The 17,235-nt window shown below is 58.3% G+C and carries 15 protein-coding genes and 1 tRNA gene; 3 read left to right on the top strand and 13 right to left on the bottom strand.

Annotated features, from left to right (window positions below; all coding sequences use genetic code 11):
- Window positions 1–54: 54 nt before the first annotated feature.
- The 5 genes from rbsB to rbsK all read right to left on the bottom strand — a co-directional run bounded on the left by rbsB (window position 55) and on the right by rbsK (window position 5,030).
- Window positions 55–993 (bottom strand): ribose ABC transporter substrate-binding protein RbsB, encoded by a 939-nt coding sequence (gene rbsB, locus BR41_RS03410; RefSeq protein WP_035052874.1) that lies wholly within the window; start codon window positions 991–993, stop codon window positions 55–57.
- A 181-nt stretch (window positions 994–1,174) separates the two neighbouring features.
- Window positions 1,175–2,113: an ABC transporter permease gene (locus BR41_RS03415; RefSeq protein WP_035052876.1), complete on the bottom strand. Its 939-nt coding sequence runs from the start codon at window positions 2,111–2,113 to the stop codon at window positions 1,175–1,177.
- A 16-nt stretch (window positions 2,114–2,129) separates the two neighbouring features.
- Window positions 2,130–3,611 (bottom strand): sugar ABC transporter ATP-binding protein, encoded by a 1,482-nt coding sequence (locus BR41_RS03420; protein WP_035052879.1) that lies wholly within the window; start codon window positions 3,609–3,611, stop codon window positions 2,130–2,132.
- A 130-nt stretch (window positions 3,612–3,741) separates the two neighbouring features.
- On the bottom strand, window positions 3,742–4,140 hold the full coding sequence (rbsD, locus tag BR41_RS03425; protein ID WP_035052881.1) for a D-ribose pyranase: 399 nt from the start codon (window positions 4,138–4,140) through the stop codon (window positions 3,742–3,744).
- Window positions 4,137–5,030: a ribokinase gene (gene rbsK, locus BR41_RS03430; RefSeq protein ID WP_035052883.1), complete on the bottom strand. Its 894-nt coding sequence runs from the start codon at window positions 5,028–5,030 to the stop codon at window positions 4,137–4,139. The genes rbsD and rbsK overlap by 4 nt, the downstream gene beginning before the upstream one ends.
- A gap of 438 nt (window positions 5,031–5,468) precedes the next feature.
- Between rbsK and BR41_RS03435 the strand changes: the two genes are divergently transcribed.
- Window positions 5,469–5,559, top strand: a tRNA-Ser gene (locus BR41_RS03435).
- A gap of 40 nt (window positions 5,560–5,599) precedes the next feature.
- A complete protein-coding gene (locus tag BR41_RS03440) occupies window positions 5,600–7,945 on the top strand; it encodes a hypothetical protein (RefSeq protein ID WP_156970535.1) in 2,346 nt (781 codons plus the stop codon).
- 24 nt (window positions 7,946–7,969) lie between these two features.
- Here BR41_RS03440 and BR41_RS03445 read toward each other — a convergent pair whose 3' ends face one another.
- From BR41_RS03445 to BR41_RS03480, 8 genes are all read right to left on the bottom strand, one after another.
- Complete coding sequence (locus tag BR41_RS03445) at window positions 7,970–8,149, bottom strand: DNA gyrase inhibitor YacG (RefSeq protein WP_245615791.1); 180 nt, start codon at window positions 8,147–8,149, stop codon at window positions 7,970–7,972.
- A gap of 8 nt (window positions 8,150–8,157) precedes the next feature.
- Window positions 8,158–8,916, bottom strand: a complete 759-nt coding sequence (gene zapD, locus BR41_RS03450) for a cell division protein ZapD (RefSeq protein WP_035052891.1) — start codon at window positions 8,914–8,916, stop codon at window positions 8,158–8,160.
- Window positions 8,917–9,000: 84 nt separating this feature from the next.
- Window positions 9,001–9,600, bottom strand: a complete 600-nt coding sequence (gene coaE / locus BR41_RS03455; RefSeq protein WP_035052892.1) for a dephospho-CoA kinase — start codon at window positions 9,598–9,600, stop codon at window positions 9,001–9,003.
- On the bottom strand, window positions 9,600–10,469 hold the full coding sequence (locus BR41_RS03460; RefSeq protein ID WP_035052900.1) for a prepilin peptidase: 870 nt from the start codon (window positions 10,467–10,469) through the stop codon (window positions 9,600–9,602). The genes coaE and BR41_RS03460 overlap by 1 nt, the downstream gene beginning before the upstream one ends.
- Before the next feature lie 3 nt (window positions 10,470–10,472).
- Window positions 10,473–11,699, bottom strand: coding sequence for a type II secretion system F family protein (locus BR41_RS03465; protein ID WP_035052902.1), 1,227 nt, complete (start codon window positions 11,697–11,699; stop codon window positions 10,473–10,475).
- A gap of 14 nt (window positions 11,700–11,713) precedes the next feature.
- Window positions 11,714–13,417: a type IV-A pilus assembly ATPase PilB gene (pilB, locus tag BR41_RS03470; protein ID WP_211251650.1), complete on the bottom strand. Its 1,704-nt coding sequence runs from the start codon at window positions 13,415–13,417 to the stop codon at window positions 11,714–11,716.
- A gap of 135 nt (window positions 13,418–13,552) precedes the next feature.
- Window positions 13,553–14,812: an HlyC/CorC family transporter gene (locus BR41_RS03475; RefSeq protein ID WP_035052905.1), complete on the bottom strand. Its 1,260-nt coding sequence runs from the start codon at window positions 14,810–14,812 to the stop codon at window positions 13,553–13,555.
- 59 nt (window positions 14,813–14,871) lie between these two features.
- Window positions 14,872–15,675: a cytochrome C assembly family protein gene (locus BR41_RS03480; RefSeq protein ID WP_035052908.1), complete on the bottom strand. Its 804-nt coding sequence runs from the start codon at window positions 15,673–15,675 to the stop codon at window positions 14,872–14,874.
- Window positions 15,676–15,762: 87 nt separating this feature from the next.
- Between BR41_RS03480 and ffh the strand changes: the two genes are divergently transcribed.
- Complete coding sequence (gene ffh, locus BR41_RS03485) at window positions 15,763–17,112, top strand: signal recognition particle protein (protein WP_035052909.1); 1,350 nt, start codon at window positions 15,763–15,765, stop codon at window positions 17,110–17,112.
- Window positions 17,113–17,235: the final 123 nt, after the last annotated feature.

A 17,235-nucleotide genomic window follows, 5' to 3' on the forward strand; every position in this document is an offset into this window, starting at 1 on the left:
GGCCAAGCTCGTTCGAGGAAGGGAACGATTCGTTTGTCCTGATGCGGTGACCCGTTATTGCTTCACAAGGTCCAGCGGCACCGGGATGAATTTCTCGACGGTCTGACCATCGATCAGCTTCTTGGCGGTTTCCACGCCCATCTTGCCGATCAGGTCGGGTTTTTGTTGCACGGTGGCGGCCAGCTTGCCGGCCTTCACGGCGGCAACGGCGTCGGCGGTGGCGTCAAAACCCACCACAACGACATTCTTCAGGCCCGCTGCTTCAATCGCTTTCTGAGCACCCAAGGCCATTTCGTCGTTGTGTGCGAACACGCCTTGCACGTTCTTGTTGCCCTGCAGGATGTTTTCCATCACCGACAGGCCCTTGGCGCGGTCGAAGTCGGCCGGCTGTTTGGCGACGAGTTTCACGTCGGCCTTGCCGTCGATCACCGAATGGAAGCCCTGACCCCGTTCACGCGCGGCGGACGAACCGGCAATGCCTTCCAGCTCGACCACATTGCCCTTGCCGCCGATCTTTTCCAGCAGGAATTCAGCCGCCATCTTGCCGCCGGCCACGTTGTCGGAAGCGATGTGGGCGGAGACTTCCGCGCCGTTCACGCTGCGGTCGAGCGAGATCACCTTGATGCCGGCGGCTTCAGCCTGCTTCACCACGTTGGCGACGGCAGCGGAATCGGTCGGGTTGATCAGGATCACTTTTACTTTTTTCTGGATCAGGTCTTCCACGCTGGCAATCTGCTTGGCCGGATCGTCTTGCGCATCGACGGCGATCAGCTGCACGCCAGCATCCTTGGCGGCGGCCACGGCGCCATCACGCAGGGTGACGAAGAACGGGTTGTTCAGGGTCGAGATCGACAGGCCGACAGTGGCACCGCCAGCAGCTGCGGCGACGGGGGCCGAGGCTGCTTCAGGTGCGGCGTCCGGGCCTTTCTTGGAGCAGGCCACGAGGCCGACAGCCAGCAAGCCGGCGAGCAGGGTAGGGATAAAACGGTTCATCTATGCGACTCCTCATAGGAGGTTGGTTTGTATTTCGGGCTGATTGCCCGCATTGCCTGTGCCCTTGAAGGGACTTGTTATTGCTTTGAACAACCGCAAAGAGCCGCTAGAAAAACCCAGCGTAGCGGGGCTGGCAAGGCAAGCGAGTACAACGCCGCCAGCAGGGTTTTGCGAGTGGCTCTTATTTCTTGTTGGCGCGATCCAGCAGTACGGCGAGCAGGATCACCACGCCCTTGATGACTTGCTGGTAGAACGACGACACGCCCAGCAGGTTCAGACCGTTGTTGAGCACGCCGATCAGCAGTGCGCCGACGAGGGTGCCGAAAATCCAGCCGCGCCCGCCGGTCAGGCTGGTGCCGCCGAGCACGACAGCGGCGATGGCATCCAGCTCGTAGCCCGAACCAGCCGTTGGCTGTGCGGAGTTGAGGCGCGAGGTGAGCACGATGCCGGCCATCGCGGCCATTGCGCCGGAGAGGGTGTAAACGCCGATCTGCACGCGGTCGGTCTTCACACCGGAGAGCTTGGCGGCTTCAGCATTGCCGCCAGTGGCATACACATGGCGGCCGAACACGGTCTTTTTCAGCACGAACCAGAACAGCGCGAACATCAACAGCATCCACACCACCGGCACGGGGATCAGGCCGGCCACATAACCGCCGCCGAGCATGCTGAAGAAATCGCTGGAAAAGCCGGTGATCGGGCTACCGTTGGAGAACACCAGCGACAGGCCGCGCAGCACGGTCATCATCCCCAGCGTGGCAATGAACGGCGCGACCTTGCCCTTGGCGATGACCAGACCGTTGATCGAGCCCATCACCGCGCCAGCCAGAATGCCGGCCAGCGTGGCAATGATCGGATCGCAGCCGGCTTTCATCAGCATCGCGGTGAGTACCGATGACACGGCAAGGATGGAGCCGACCGACAGGTCGATACCGCCGAGCAAAATCACCAGCGTCATGCCGAAGGCGATCAGTGCGTTGATCGAGACCTGGCGCATCACGTTCATCAAGTTGCCGACGGTGAGGAAATCGGCGCTCATGAAACTCAGGCCGATACAGATGATCAGCAGGGCGATGAAGGGGCCGAGCTTTTGCAGCGTGGCTTTGGTTTGCGGTGTCATGGATTTATCTCGCTTGCTAGTTGCCGCCCGTTGCGGCGGTCATGATCGTTTCTTGCGTGGCGGTCCTGGCATCGAAAATCCCGGCCTGCCGTCCCTGGTGCATGACCAGGATGCGGTCGCTCATCGCCATCACTTCCGGCAGTTCGGACGACACCATTACGATGGCGGTGCCAGCGGCTGCGAGCCGGTTGATGATGTGATAGATCTCCGCTTTGCCGCCCACGTCCACGCCGCGCGTGGGTTCATCCAGCAGCAATACCTTCGGCGGGCTGGCGAGCCATTTGGCGAACACGACTTTCTGCTGGTTGCCACCGGAGAGCGATTTCACGTCCAGCTCGGCATCGCGGGTGCGGATATGCAGCTCGTCGATCAGTTTGTTGACTGCCTCGCGTTCGGCACGACCATTGACGATGCCGGCGCGGGCGTATTGATCCAGATGCACCAGCGTGGCGTTTTCGCGCACCGATAAACCCAGCACCAGACCTTGGCTCTTGCGGTCTTCGGTCACGAAGCCGATGCCGGCGTCGATGGCGGCGGACGGTGAGGGCAGCGCTACCCGTGTGCCATCCAGCGTAATTTCGCCGGCTGTTCGGTGGTTCACCCCGAAAATCGTCTTGAGGATTTCGCTGCGGCCGGCACCCATCAGGCCGGCAATGCCGAGCACTTCACCGGCCCGCACATCGAAGTCGATGCCGGAGACGTTGCCCTCGTCGGCCAACTGATCGACCTTGAGGCGGACATCGCCCAGCGCGCTATCGCGTTGCGGGAAGCGATCGCCGATCTCACGGCCGACCATCAGCTTGACGATCTCGTCGAAATTGGTCTGGGCGATCACGCGTTCGCCAACGAACTGGCCATCGCGCAACACGGAAATCTTGTCGCAGATATGGAAGATTTCTTCCATGCGGTGCGACACGTAGACGATCGCGACGCCCTTGGCTTTGAGATCGCTCATGATCGCGAACAACTTGTCGATCTCGCGCTCGGTCAGCGCGGCAGTCGGCTCATCCATGATCAGCACTTGCGCATTGAGCGACAGTGCCTTGGCGATTTCGACCATTTGCTGCTGGCCGATGGAGAGCGTGCCGGCTTCGGCTTCTGGCTTGATGTGCGCAGCACCGACCAGCGTGAGCCATTGCGTGGCTTCCTCGCGCATGCGGCGGCTATCGATCATGCCAAAGCGGCGCGGTTCGCGGCCGAGGAAGAGGTTCTCCATCACCGAGAGCTGCGGAATCAGGTTCAGCTCCTGGTGGATGATGGCAATGCCGAGCGCTTCGGCATCGGTGGTCGAACGGATGTGGACCGGATGTCCGTCGACTTCGATGCTGCCGGCATCGCTTTGATAGACGCCACACAGGATCTTCATCAGCGTCGATTTGCCCGCGCCGTTCTCGCCCATCAGCGCGTGGATTTCCCCTGCCGTGAGCGTGAAATCGACGCCTTCCAGCACCCGCACCGGCCCGAAAGCCTTGCTGATGCCGCGCATTTTGATTTGCATCTCTATTAACCCCTTTTCGGGCCGCCGACCGGAGATCCAAGGGGACATGAATCCGAAAGCGGAACGAAGACAGTACAAGTGGTACGGCGAGCGACGCTGACAAAGTTCATGTTCGATTGGTGGTCCGAAATTAGAAGATCACGCCGGAGTACAGGACTACGTTTGCATACGGGGTCGCTTCGCCGGTGCGGATGATTGCCTTCGCTTTGTGAGTCAGCGCTTTGAACTCCTCATGCGGTACGAATTCGACCGCGGTGCTGCGGCGCTCCAGCGCGGTTGCCCGGGCCAGGACGGCTTGATTGTGCGTTTGCGCTTCGCTGGCAAATACGGCGCGTTCGAGCTGGAAATCCGCCAGTACCGTATCCAGCACATGCAGGAAACCGGGCTCGCCGATTTGTAGCGTGAGATCGATGCATTCCACTCCGGCCGGCACCGGCAGGCCGCAATCGGCGATCACGATGCTGTCGGTGTGGCCCATGCTGGCGAGCACGCGGCTGATGTCGCGGTTGAGGTGGCCGTATTTCTTCATGTGCGTTCTTCCAGGAGTTGTTCGAGTTCTGCCAGCGTGGGCATGCCGCCTTGCGCACCGGGCTTGGTGACAGAAAGCGCACCGGCTGCGGCGGCGCGGCGGGCGGCTTCCGGCAGGCCCAGATGCCAGAACGCGGCCAAAGCGCCGTTGAAGGTGTCGCCGGCCCCGGTGGTATCGACCGGGGTGACTTTGAATCCCGGCTGGTGCTGCAGCAGGCCGTTGGCTGCGGTGAAGTACGCGCCATCGCTGCCCTTGGTCATCACGACTTTGCCGGGCAAGGCGGCGAGGAGGATTTGCCAATCGGCAGCGGGTTGGCCGAGCGCGGTCGTCAATTCGAATTCGTTCGGGGTCAGTAGCGTGGTGCTATCGAGCAAGCTGCTAGATAGGGCGGTGGCTGGCGCAGGATTGAGGATGAATGGCTTGCCGTGCTTGTAGGCCAGTTGGGCTGCACGCTCGACGGTTTCCAGCGGCACTTCCAATTGGGCCAGCACGACGTCGGCTTCGGCGAATGCGCTTTCTGCTGCATCGAGCGCAGCCGTGGTCAGGCAGTGGTTGGCACCGGGCACCACGACGATGGCGTTGTCGGCCTGGCTGAGGGTAATGGCGGCGATGCCGGTTGCGGCGTCGGCGGTTTCCTTCACCCAGCGGGTGTCGATGCCTTCTGCTTCCAGCCCGGATTTGAGTTGCGCACCAAATGCATCCTTGCCTACACAGCCGATCATCGCGACTTGCGCGCCCAGGCGTGCTGCAGCAACGGCCTGATTCGCGCCTTTGCCGCCAGCGTAGGTGGCAAAACGGCGGCCGAACAATGTCTCGCCCAGCCGTGGAAAGCTGTCGGTCTCCACCACCAAGTCCATATTGATGCTGCCGACGACCAGAACCTTGGTCATGACGTTTCTCCCTTGGTCTCACCGTTGTGCGCTGCTCGCCCAGCTGTTGGGCCATCGCGCCAGTTTGGTGCTGATTTGTTTGCTAAAACGTGATCAGCAAGTTGTGGTGAGTTATATCAGAGAAATGTAGTGGCGGGAATAGGACTACGTGATTCACCTTACTTTTGGCACAAATTGGATGAGCAATGAGCAGCCTGCCCAGCATCAAGGCTGGATGGGTGGTCAGGAGAATCTTTTCGAAACAGCGGGTTATCCGGCAATGCCGGCTAAATGCATGCAAGCTGAGACGAGGCTGGAACCGGGTTGTTGTAACGGGTAAATATTGCGCCTCCGCCATGCATTTATTTGGTGCGGTCAGGATTCACTGCCCGCAATTCACGTCAAGCACAGCGGCTTGGCAAGGCTGACAAGCTAAGGTATAGTTCGGCCTCTCATCGCGGAGAGATGGATGAGTGGTTTAAGTCGCACGCCTGGAAAGCGTGTATAGGTTAATAGCCTATCGGGGGTTCGAATCCCCCTCTCTCCGCCAGAATGCAATAGAAAAAGCCCTTGATTGATTCAAGGGCTTTTTGTTTTTCAGCCTGCTATTCCCGCTTCCGACTTGCCCGCGCTTTCTTCATTACGCCACTCCGGCCCGACACACGTTTCAATCCTGTTTCCCGGCACTACCCCAATTTCGCCCAAGCATTTGCCGTGAATTGCCGCGGGACATTACCAGTTTCGTCAAAACCGTGAAAAGAAAAATGCTTTCTCCGGTTACCATGATGCGGATGCCAATGAGGAAGGAAATCACCATGCGCTTTGTGCGGCATTGTTTCGCCAGGATCGCATCAGTTGTCGTAATGGCTGCAATAGGTGGTCCGGTTACGGCGGCGGTTCAGGACGGCTCGAATGTTCAGCGCAGTTGGCGTTTGCAGTTAGCGGGATCAGTGCAAGATGCAAGCATCCTGGCCAGCGGGAGAAAAGAGCGGATCCTGGTCTGGGCCGACTCTGGCGCGCCAAAGGCGGCTGTTGAGGCGCACCTGTTGATCAACGCGCCGCTGGCAAAGATTCAACCCGCGGTGCAAGCGGCGCTCAACGCGCTGGGCAAGTTTGAGTCCTCGCCGGATAGCAGTGCACTCGCTTATCTGCCTGAGCACTGGTCTGAGGTACTGCTGTCGCGACGCCCCGATCTACGCGATGCGCTCGCCCGCCGCTTTACCGAGCCCAAGTTGAAGCTGGCGCAAGACGCCGGCGTGCTCAGCCCGGAGGAAGTTGCTCAGCGACTGGCCAAGGCGCGCGCAGATATTCATTGGGACGTAACGCGGGGCAATGAGATCGATGCGTTCAAGGTGACATATGGCGGTTACAACGCCTGGCAGAACCGAAGCTACGGCCTTATCCACCAGAGCAAGAGCGAGCTGGGCATTCAGCTGTTTGATATGTCCGCCGCCTTCGGTCATCCCGCTACGGTTGTGCGCATTACCCGCGAAGATACTTACCCGAACCCCGATTACAGCCTGTTGCACGAGTTGCGAAACTTCAATCCGCTGGGTGGGGGCCAGTCATCCACGCTGACGCGTGGCGTGGTGCCCGCCGATGTGTTCGAGGCGGTTCGCAAGGCCATGATGACCGCAGCCCCTGGCGCAGAGCTGAACATCGCCTCATCGCCGCTGGCTTGGGTGCAGCCTGTTGCAAGCGCATCAACGGTCTTGCCCATCCACCTTGCCGTGCCGGCCACCGACGGCGCAACGCTACAGGCCGAAGCAATCCCGCTGGATACGCTGATCGGGCGCAAGGACATGCCGCTCTATCCGCACGATCTGCTTACCTTGCCCGGCGGTGATTTGCTGTTCAGCGCGGAGATACTCACGGAAGGATCAAGTGTGTGGCGTCTGCATCCGGATGGGAGAACGTGGAAGGTCGAGACGGTATGGCATGGTCGCGAGGATGTGCGGCAACTTGCGCTCAGCGCCGATGGCGGCACCGTCTGGTTCTCGGGGGCCGGTTCGGACAACGGCCAAGTCCGGCTTTATGCCTACGATGCAAAGGCACGACATGTCGCCAGCTATGCGGTCAATCTCGGCAACTCAAAGTCAATCCAGTCTCTGGAGTGGCAATTGAGTAGCGCGCAGACGCCCGCTTATTTCGACCGTGGCAACAGCAGCGATGCCAATCCGTTGGGCACGGATCTGTTTGTTGCGTGGCAGCCCAAGACGTCCGCGCCTGTAGATGGCGGCATGTGGGCCTTTGATACGACGCTGCACAGTTTGCGTCAGTCCTTCATGCAAGAAACCATCAGACCCGTGCTTTGGCGCGGTTCGCACGGTTTCTGGACAGAGGACTCGGTTGGGGTGACTGAGTTTAATGCTGCCGATGGCCGTGTTCTGCGGGTTATCCCGCTGCCGCAACGTGTCGGCGCACCTGGGCAGGAGCCTGATGGCAAGCTGGCGCCGTGGTCGCCCAAACCGTTGGCTTCGTTCGAAGCAGGCTGGATCGCCACCGGCTTCATGCTGATGCTGGCTGACAGCGAATTGCTTCCGCCGGAAATTAAAAAGGGCGCACGCAGCAATGATCGTTTCTTTGGCATGTATGTGGTCGATCTGAAGAGCGGCAGCGTGCTTCACTCCGTCTTGCTTGGCCGATCCGATACGCTGCAGGCGGCTGCCCGATCGGCAAACGGTCGCTTCCTCGCGCTGGGGTCGACCGCCGCTCAGGGGCCGGGGCCAATCGTGGTGCTGTGGAATGTCGCAAATGGGAAAACGCCGGTTTCGCTGGCGGGACCGGCGCGCGGCGAGCTAAAAGCGCTGGCGTTTTCCTGGCATGGTACGGAGTTGTGGGCGCTCGGCAGTCGTGAACTGCTGCGCTGGCGCTTGCCGGATTCGCTTGGTGACAGCGCCAGAGGCGGCAGCTTTCCAGAGCAATCCCACAATTAAGCGCGGGCCTTGCTTCAAGCCTCATCAGTCCTGCGAAAAATCGAATTCCTGATCGAGTGGAATCACCGATGGAATCCGGTAGCGCTCTTCGGCCCAGGCGCCAAGGTCGTTGACCTTGCAGCGCGGCGAGCAGAACGGCCGACTGAGATTGTCCGGTGAATACAGGGATGGCTTGCCGCAGGTCGGGCAGGGGACTTGGCGCACTTCAGGTTTCACAGGTTGCAATAGCCAAGGGAAAAATCGATATCCGTCTCGACAACCTTGGCGCGTTCGCCGGACGTCGATGGCAGGACAAAGCGAATGTTGATGGCGTAGCGGTTGGCGGACAGTTCCGGTACAGCCGGCAGGTCTGGCGGCAGCGAGACGCGCAGCAACAAGACGGTCTTGCCACCGGACATTTGCTGGAAGTGACCATTGCGTGCCGTGTAGTGGCTGACCTTGGCCGAGTCGCGCAACAGACGCAGCACGATGTCGAGCCCCTGCTTGATGGGTAACAACGGACCGAACCAGCGATCCAGATCGGCACGACGCCGCTCCGCAGTTTGTTCCCGCCAATAGTGGTAGCCGGGGAGGTCGAATTCGCAAGCACCGCCGGGAATGCCCATGCGTTGCTTGACGGCCATCAACCATTCGTTATCGCGCAGGTATTGGCCGAATTTTCCGGTCATTTGCAGCAAGCGACCATGCGTTTCCTCGATGGCAACCAGAATGCTTTCCAGTGCGGCTTCGGAAATATGCGGATTGTTGCGTAGCGCAGATAAAGTCTGGCGTTGACGCTCAAGTTCTTGCAGCAAATCCGATTTCAGGTCGGCCCGACTCGCCACTTCCATGATCTCGAATATGCCGGCCAACGCTGAATGGTGGTCGAGGCCGTGGTCGCGCGAAATAAACAGCGCGGTGCGGTTATACAGATCCTCGAGTCGCAACAGGGTGCGTATACGCTCGGTAATCGGAAACTCGTAATTGATCACGGTCGGCCTAAACGGCAAAGATACGCAATTCTGCAGCAAGGCGCCGGATTTGAAAACCCGCCTTGTAAGCGAAATAGTCCAATGTCATGACTGACCCAGATAGTGTTGGTGCAATGCATTGACTTGTTCTTCCAATAGATCGAGCGTGCCGGTGTTTTGAATGACATCGTCAGCGCCGGAAAGTCGTTGTTGCCGGGTGGCCTGTAGCGAAATAATAGCCTGCGTTGTTTCTTTGGATAGGCCGGGCCGGCTGAGAACTCGGGCAAGCTGAGTTTGCTCGTCGCAATCGACGACGAGCACCCGCGTTACCACGTCATAGTAGGCGCCAGTTTCAAAAAATAGCGGTACGACCACGAGAGCATAAGGTGTAGTGGCCGGCAGCCTGGCTAATTGCTGGGTGACGTCATGATGAATGGCGGGATGGAGAATTGCTTCCAGCGCTTGTTTGGCTTGTGGGTTGTGGAAAACCTGCTCACGCAGTTTGGCTCGATCGAGATGGCCGTCCGGGAGTAGGTGATCCGAGCCAAATGTTTCAGCAATGACACTGAGCAATGGTGACGGTGGCGTGGAAAGCGCGTGGGCAATGTGATCCGTGTCGATCACCGGGATACCACGCACCGCAAACAAGTGCGCAACGGTCGATTTGCCGCTGCCAATGCCGCCGGTCAGGCCAATCACTTGCATCAAAGCATGCCAAACAACGCATGTTGCAGCGTTGTCCCGAACATCAGATAGAGCCAGCCGGCAATGCCAAGATAGGGGCCAAACGGCATTGGTTTGCTAAAACCGCGTCGTGCTGCGATGACCAGCCCAATGCCCACGACTGCCCCGGCCAACGACGAGAGCAACACGATAACGGGTAAAGCAGTCCATCCGAACCAAGCCCCGAGCGCCGCGAGCAATTTGAAGTCGCCGTAGCCCATGCCTTCCTTGCCGGTGATCAACTTGAATAGCCAGTACACGCTCCAGAGCAGTAGGTAGCCGGCCACCGCACCAATGACCGCTTGCGGTAAGGGCACGAAACCCCCTGCCAGATTGAACAGCAGCCCAAGCCAGAGCAATGGGAAGGTCAGGTTGTCCGGTAGCAGGTAGGTGTCCGCATCGATGAATACGAGCGCGATCAGTACCCAGCTCAATGTGATGCCGCCAGCCCCAGCCCACGTTGGTCCAAATGACATGCCTACCCAGAGGGTCAATATGCCGGTCAGCAATTCAACCAGCGGATAACGGATGCTGATCTTTGCACCGCAACCACGGCAGCGTCCGCGCAGCGCCAGATAGCTGATGACCGGGATGTTTTCCAGCGCGGAAATCTGGTGCCCGCAATGCGGGCAGGCTGAACGCGGGACGACCAGATTGTATTTTGGCTTATCCGGCACAGCGGCATCGATCGGCAAATCGAGACAGGCGCAATCGTGGCGGAATTCTGTTTCGATCATCTTTGGTAAGCGATGAATGACGACATTCAAAAAACTGCCGAATACCAAGCCCAATACAAATAACAACCCGCCGAAAAACGGCGGGTTTGTAGAAAGTAAAGTCAATAAATCCATCGATTAGCCGCCAATTGCCGCACCCATCTTGAAAATCGGCAGATACATGGCTACGACCAAGCCGCCGATCAATACCCCCAGTACCACCATGATGATGGGTTCCATCAGGCTCGACAGGGCTTCGACAGCATTATCTACTTCTTCTTCGTAGTAATCCGCTACTTTCCCAAGCATCGCATCCAGCGCCCCAGATTCTTCGCCGATGGACACCATTTGCAGCATCATGTTCGGGAACACATTGGCATTTTGCATGGCGATGGTCAGGCTGGTGCCGGTGCTGACTTCGGACTGGATTTTCTTGGTGGCAATTTTGTAGAGGTAATTGCCAGCGGCCCCACCGACTGATTCCAGTGATTCAACCAGAGGTACGCCGGCCGCGAACATGGTGGAAAGCGTGCGCGCCCAGCGCGCAATCGTGGCGCTGCGGACAATGTCGCCCAATACCGGCAATTTAAGGATCAAGCGATCCATGAAGATTTGCACGGCTTCAGAGCGTTTCCATGCCTTCATGAACAAGTAATAGCCGCCGAAAATGCTGCCGAAAATAATGTACCAGTAGCTGGTAAAGGCATCGGAAATGGTGATGACGACTTGTGTCGGCCCAGGTAGATCTGCCCCGAAACTGGAGAACAAGTCCTTGAAGGCTGGAATGACGAAAATCATGATCACTGCGGTGATCACGAATGCAGCTACGATCACCGCGGTCGGATAGAACATCGCGGATTTGATCTTTTTCTTTACGCCAAGGATTTTTTCCTTGTAGGTGGCGAGCCGTGCCAACAGGGCATCGAGAATACCGGCCTGTTCCCCGGCCTGAACCAGATTGCAATACAAGGCATCGAAATAGGCCGGGTGTCTCCTGAATGCAACGGTGAGTGACGAGCCGGTTTCGATGTCCGTCTTGATTTCCATCAGCAAACGGGTCACGGACGGGTTGGAGTGGCCTTTGGCGACGATATCGAAAGAAGTCAGCATTGGCACGCCAGACTTGAGCATCGTGGCGAGTTGGCGGGTAAACATGGTGATGTCTTCATCCGTGATACGGCGGCCGCCTCCGACACGCTGCCGTTTTACGCGCATCACGTTGATACCTTGCCGACGCATGTGGTTCTTCAGTACCGCTTCACCCGTGGCGCGCATTTCACCCTTGACGCTCTTTCCGGCGCGGTCCTTCCCCTCCCACGAATACGTGTACTCCTTTACCGCGACGGCTTTTGCCTTCGTGCCCATTTCACCCCTCCTCGTTATTCGTTTGTCACCGCCATGACTTCCTCAAGCGAGGTTAACCCTTGCTTGACCTTGAGCAGACCAGAGCGGCGCAGATCGCGCACCCCGTCACGGCGGGCTTGATCGGCAATGTCGATCGCATTGCCATTTGTCATGATGATACGGTTCATTTCGTCGGTAATTGGCATGACCTGATAGATCCCTACCCGGCCCTTATAACCTGAGCCCTTGCAGGTTTCGCATCCGACCGGTTTGTAGGGGGTCCAACTGCCATCCAGGTCGGCTTCGGTAAAGCCGGCGTGCAGTAGCGCTTCGTGCGGGATGTCGAACGGTGCCTTGCAATTTGGGCAGAGCCGACGCCCGAGCCGCTGCGCGGTAATCAGGATGACCGAGGAGGCCACGTTGAACGGCGCGACGCCCATGTTCAAGAGGCGGGTCAGTGTTCCAGGCGCATCGTTCGTGTGTAAGGTCGAAAACACCATGTGGCCGGTTTGTGCGGCCTTGATGGCGATATCCGCCGTCTCGAGGTCGCGGATTTCACCGACCATGATGACGTCAGGATCCTGGCGCAGGAAGGCCTTCAGTGCGGCGGCGAAGGTCAGGCCGGCCTTTTCGTTGACGTTGACCTGATTGACGCCCGGCAAGTTGATTTCCGCCGGGTCTTCTGCGGTTGAAATATTGGTGCCTGGCTGGTTCAGGATATTCAGGCAAGTGTAGAGCGACACCGTTTTGCCGGAGCCGGTCGGCCCTGTGACCAGCACCATGCCATAGGGCCGGTTGACGGCATTCAGGAGCGCTTCTTTCTGGTCGGGGTCATAGCCGAGCGCGTCGATCCCGAGTTGGGCGGACGTTGGGTCGAGAATCCGCATACAGATTTTTTCGCCATGCAGGGTGGGCAGGGTCGAAACGCGGAAATCGATGGCGCGGTTTTTGGATAGCACCAGTTTCATCCGGCCATCTTGCGGAATCCGTTTTTCCGAAATATCCAGTTTGGAAATGACCTTGATCCGTGAGGCGATCTTTTCCTTGATCGCCAGTGGCGGCTGTGCAATTTCGCGCAAGATGCCATCCACCCGGTAACGAATGCGGTAATACTTTTCATAAGGCTCGAAATGGATATCCGATGCGCCGCCATTAATGGCATCGAGCAGGATTTTCTGGATGTATTTGACGACCGGTGCATCATCGACATCCACGTTAGGGGCGTCTGACTGAGGCTCTTCATCGCCACCAGTGATTTCAAGGTCTGCCTCATCGACCGTGAGATTCTTGAGATTTGCGCCGCTGGACTCGAGTAGTTTGTCCAGTAATGAAATCAGTTTGTTGTCTTCGACGACGATCGGTTCGATCTGCATGCCGCTCTGGAAACGGACTTCCTCCATGGCTTGCAGATTGGTGATGTCGGAAATGCCAACGAACAGCTTGGTGCCGCGCTTGAACAGCGGCACGATACGCTGCCCCTGCATGACCTTGTTATCCAGCACGCCGTTCGGAATATAGCTGCTGTCAATTTTGTCCAGATCGAGCAGTGGATAGCCAAATGCTTGCGAGCTGAATTCGGCGACATCCTTGGCGGACATCTTCTTGCTCAGGATCAACTGTTCAATAAACGGCAACTTGCTGGACGTTGCCGTTGTTTGCAGTGCTTCCGCGTCGGCGTCGATTAATCTGCCGTGCTGAACGAGGAGGCGGGCCAAGCCGGATATCTGTGCGGTGCTCATGATTTGGCTTCTGGGTTTTCGGCGCGTCGTGGTTTGCTAAGGCTCAAACCCCGTGAATGCACTGCCGCTTTTTGGACGATAAGGTGCAGTCTAGCAAATGATATGGGCCAAATGCGTTGTATCTGTGATCGATTCTTACGAGCGTGGATAAAGCCTGACCATTTTGATGCTGCGATCCTGCGTCTGAACGATTTCGAGCCTTTCCCCAGCGAGCACAAGGCAGGTGCCTGAGTCCGGGATGTCTTCGAAGTATTCCAGTATCAAACCGTTCAATGTTTTGGGCCCATCGATCGGGAACGCCAGTTTCAATTTACGGTTCAATTCGCGCAAACTGGCCGCGCCATCAAGTAAATAACTGCCATCGGCCTGCTTTTCGAATCGCTGGCCAGCCTGTGGGGCATTGGTGGTGAATTCGCCGATGATTTGCTCAAGGATGTCTTCCAGCGTAACAAGCCCGGACAATTCGCCATATTCATCGACCACGATGCCGATGCGCCGCTTGTTTTCCTGAAAATTCTGCAACTGCATAAATAGCGGTGTGTTCGACGGAATGAAATATGTGCTGCGCATCAGGCGGCGAACGGCGTCAGCGTTGACTTCATCTTCTCGTAGCGAGAGCAGTTTGCGGGCTTGCAAGATACCGAGCACGTTATCCGGACTACCCGCGCAGACCGGCAGGCGGGAGTGGTGGCAGGTAAAGAGCTGGCGTCGCAGTTCATCCTCCGGCGTAGCCAGATCGATCATTTCGATCTGGTGCCGGGGGGTCATTACGTCGTCGACGGTGATGTTCGAGAGTTCAAACAAATTGAGCAGGATCGCGTGGTGCTTTTTCTGGATATATTTGCCGGATTCGAGCACCAGCATCCGCAACTCTTCGGGCGATAGTGCTTGCTGTCCGCCGATGGGTTTGTGCAAGCGCAGTAGCCGCAGCAGGGCGGCCACGAACAGGTTGACGAACCAGACCGCCGGGTAGAACAGGCGTAGCAGCAGCGTGAGCGGGTAACTTGCCGTGAAGGCAAATCGTTCCGGGTAAGTGGCTGCGATGACCTTGGGCGTTGCTTCTGAAAAAACGAGGATCGCAAAGGCAACCAGAATGGCGGAGATACCGACCGCTGCGTCATTGCCGGCAAACAGTCGGGCGGAGATCAGTGCCGAGAGGGTGGCGGAACCGGTGTTGATCAGTGTGTTGCCCAGCAGAATGACCGATAGCAGCTTTTCGGTCTCATTGAGTAGCTTCTGGGTGCGCTGGGCGGCGTGGTGGCCTTGGCGTGTCTTGCTGGCGAGTTTGTAGCGATTGATGGCCATCATCGCGGTTTCGGCACCGGAGAAGAAGGCAGAACTCAGCAGGCAAGTGATCAGACCGATGACCAGCGCAGAGATGGGGATGTCGTCCAACGTCGGGCTTCCGCGAGAAGAGTTGCGCTGATTATAGATAGTGAGCTGATGCGGACTGTTTATCCGCGGTGCAGGATGACGTCGAGCACCAGCCGGGTGCCGATGTAGCCGAGCAACATCAAAGCAAAGCCGCCTAGCGCCCAATTCGCTGCCCGTTGCCCGCGCCAGCCGGAGCGAAAGCGCCCAAAGATCAGGCCCCCGTAAACCAGCCACGCCAGCACGGAAAAGACGGCTTTATGTGACAGGCCACGGTGCGGGCCATAGATGTACTCGGTGAATAGCGCGCCGGTTGCCAGTGCGATCGTAAGTAGCGCAAAGCCCGCGTAGACGCAGGCGAACAGCAGCTTCTCCAGCGCCAACAGGGGCGGCAGGGTCTGGATCAACAGGCTGGCTGCTGCACGGTGTAAACGCCGATCCGCGAGGCGAATCAGCAGGGCTACGCCAGCCGCGATGGTCAGTACGGCATAGGCCAGCATGGCGGAGAAGAAGTGCAGGCGAGAGACGATGTTTTGCGGGTAGTCGAGCGCGTGACCGGGTGGCAGCAGCAGGCTCGCAGCAAGCAGTAGCGCCACCATGCCGATCAGCGCAGGCTGGATCCCTTCGAGCCGATAGGCCAGATGCCCGACCAGATAAATCAGCATCGCCAGCCATGCGGTCAGTGATAGCGCCTCGGCTGCGCCAAAGCGTAGCGGCAAGGTCACGAAATCAGGCCAGAGCGCTAGCCCGTGCAAGGCCAGTGCGACGATCAGCAGGCTGTGCTCAAGTGTCGGACGTGCGACGGCGTGGCGGGTCAGCCGGCTGCGGCAAAACTGCCAGCCGAGGGCCAGATAGAGAACAAGCGCGATGGGGGCAAGCCAAGTCACCGGAGCAAATCAGTTAGAATGTCGGGATTCGTGAGTCTAGCAGACCGCGGCGTCCGTACGAGCGCCCGGCCTCAAAAGGGAAATGCAATGCTGGAGAATCTCTCCAATCGCCTTGGCGGCGTGATCAAGAATCTGCGTGGCAACGCGCGCCTGTCTGAAGACAACATCCAAGAGGCGCTGCGCGAAGTGCGGATGGCGCTGCTGGAGGCCGATGTCGCGCTGCCGGTCGTCAAGACATTCATCGGCGAGGTGAAAACCCGTGCCTTGGGTCAGGACGTGATCGGCAGCCTGACGCCAGGCCAAGCCTTTATTGGCGTGGTGTACGAAGAGCTGACCAAGCTGATGGGCGCACAGAACGACGCGCTGAATCTTGCCGCTGTGCCGCCAGCGGTGATCCTGATGGCAGGCTTGCAGGGCGCGGGCAAAACCACGACGTCGGGCAAACTCGCCAAGCGTCTAAAGGAAGAGCAAAAGAAGAAAGTACTGCTCGTCTCCGCCGACGTGTATCGCCCGGCCGCCATTGAGCAGCTTAAAACTGTTGCTGGGCAGATCGACGTTGAGTGGTTTCCGTCTGATGCCTCGCAAAAGCCGGTCGATATCGCACTGGCTGCGCATGACTACGCCAAGAAGCATTTCCACGATGTATTGATCGTCGACACCGCCGGCCGTTTGGCGATCGATGAAGCGATGATGGCCGAGATCAAGGCTGTCCATGCCGCCATCAATCCGATCGAAACGCTGTTCGTCGTGGATGCGATGCAAGGCCAGGATGCAGTCAATACCGCGCAGGCATTCAACGAAACGCTGGCGCTGACCGGCGTGATCCTGACCAAGATGGACGGCGATGCGCGTGGCGGTGCCGCGCTATCGGTGCGTAATGTCACAGGCAAGCCGATCAAGTTCATTGGCGTTGGCGAAAAACTGACTGGCCTCGAACCGTTCTATCCGGATCGGATGGCGAGCCGGATTCTCGGCATGGGCGACGTGCTGTCGCTGATCGAAGACGTGCAGAAGACCGTCGACGAAGCCGAAGCGCTGAAGATGATGAAGAAGGTCAAGTCCGGTAAGGGCTTCGATCTGGAAGACTTCAAATCGCAAATCCAGCAGATGAAGAAAATGGGTGGCATGTCTGCGCTACTCGATAAGCTGCCTGGCATGGGCCAATTGGGTGAGATTGCCAATAGCCAGGTCACTGACAAATCGGTGGCGCGGATCGAGGCCATCATCAATTCAATGACACCGCTGGAGCGCCGCAAGCCGGAATTGCTCAAAGCCAGCCGCAAGCGTCGTATTGCCGCAGGCGCTGGCGTGACGGTGCAAGAGGTCAATCGCTTGCTGAATCAGTTCGAACAAACGCAGAAGATGATGAAGCAATTCTCCGGCGGCGGCATGATGAAGATGATGCGCGGCATGAAGGGGCTTCTGCCTGGCATGTAAGGCCGAGGTGCTACGCAAGCACCTCATTTTTCGGCACAATTTTTCGCCGATCACCTGACCGATCGGCGTTTTTGCTTGTGCCGGATTAAAACTTTCCCGTACAATCGCGGGTTTCGCATTTAC

Source organism: Andreprevotia chitinilytica DSM 18519, assembly GCF_000711875.1.
Classification (GTDB): Bacteria; Pseudomonadota; Gammaproteobacteria; order Burkholderiales; family Chitinibacteraceae; genus Andreprevotia; species Andreprevotia chitinilytica.

Excerpts from the sequence above, each read along its gene's own strand:
- BR41_RS03465 (WP_035052902.1), bottom strand. The coding sequence starts at position 11,699 with ATGGGCACGAAGGCAAAAGCCGTCGCGGTAAAGGAGTACACGTATTCG.
- rbsK (WP_035052883.1), bottom strand. The coding sequence starts at position 5,030 with ATGACCAAGGTTCTGGTCGTCGGCAGCATCAATATGGACTTGGTGGTG.
- pilB (WP_211251650.1), bottom strand. The coding sequence starts at position 13,417 with ATGAGCACCGCACAGATATCCGGCTTGGCCCGCCTCCTCGTTCAGCAC.
- BR41_RS03460 (WP_035052900.1), bottom strand. The coding sequence starts at position 10,469 with ATGGATTTATTGACTTTACTTTCTACAAACCCGCCGTTTTTCGGCGGG.
- coaE (WP_035052892.1), bottom strand. The coding sequence starts at position 9,600 with ATGCAAGTGATTGGCCTGACCGGCGGCATTGGCAGCGGCAAATCGACC.
- ffh (WP_035052909.1), top strand. The coding sequence starts at position 15,763 with ATGCTGGAGAATCTCTCCAATCGCCTTGGCGGCGTGATCAAGAATCTG.
- rbsB (WP_035052874.1), bottom strand. The coding sequence starts at position 993 with ATGAACCGTTTTATCCCTACCCTGCTCGCCGGCTTGCTGGCTGTCGGC.
- BR41_RS03420 (WP_035052879.1), bottom strand. The coding sequence starts at position 3,611 with ATGCAAATCAAAATGCGCGGCATCAGCAAGGCTTTCGGGCCGGTGCGG.
- rbsD (WP_035052881.1), bottom strand. The coding sequence starts at position 4,140 with ATGAAGAAATACGGCCACCTCAACCGCGACATCAGCCGCGTGCTCGCC.
- BR41_RS03415 (WP_035052876.1), bottom strand. The coding sequence starts at position 2,113 with ATGACACCGCAAACCAAAGCCACGCTGCAAAAGCTCGGCCCCTTCATC.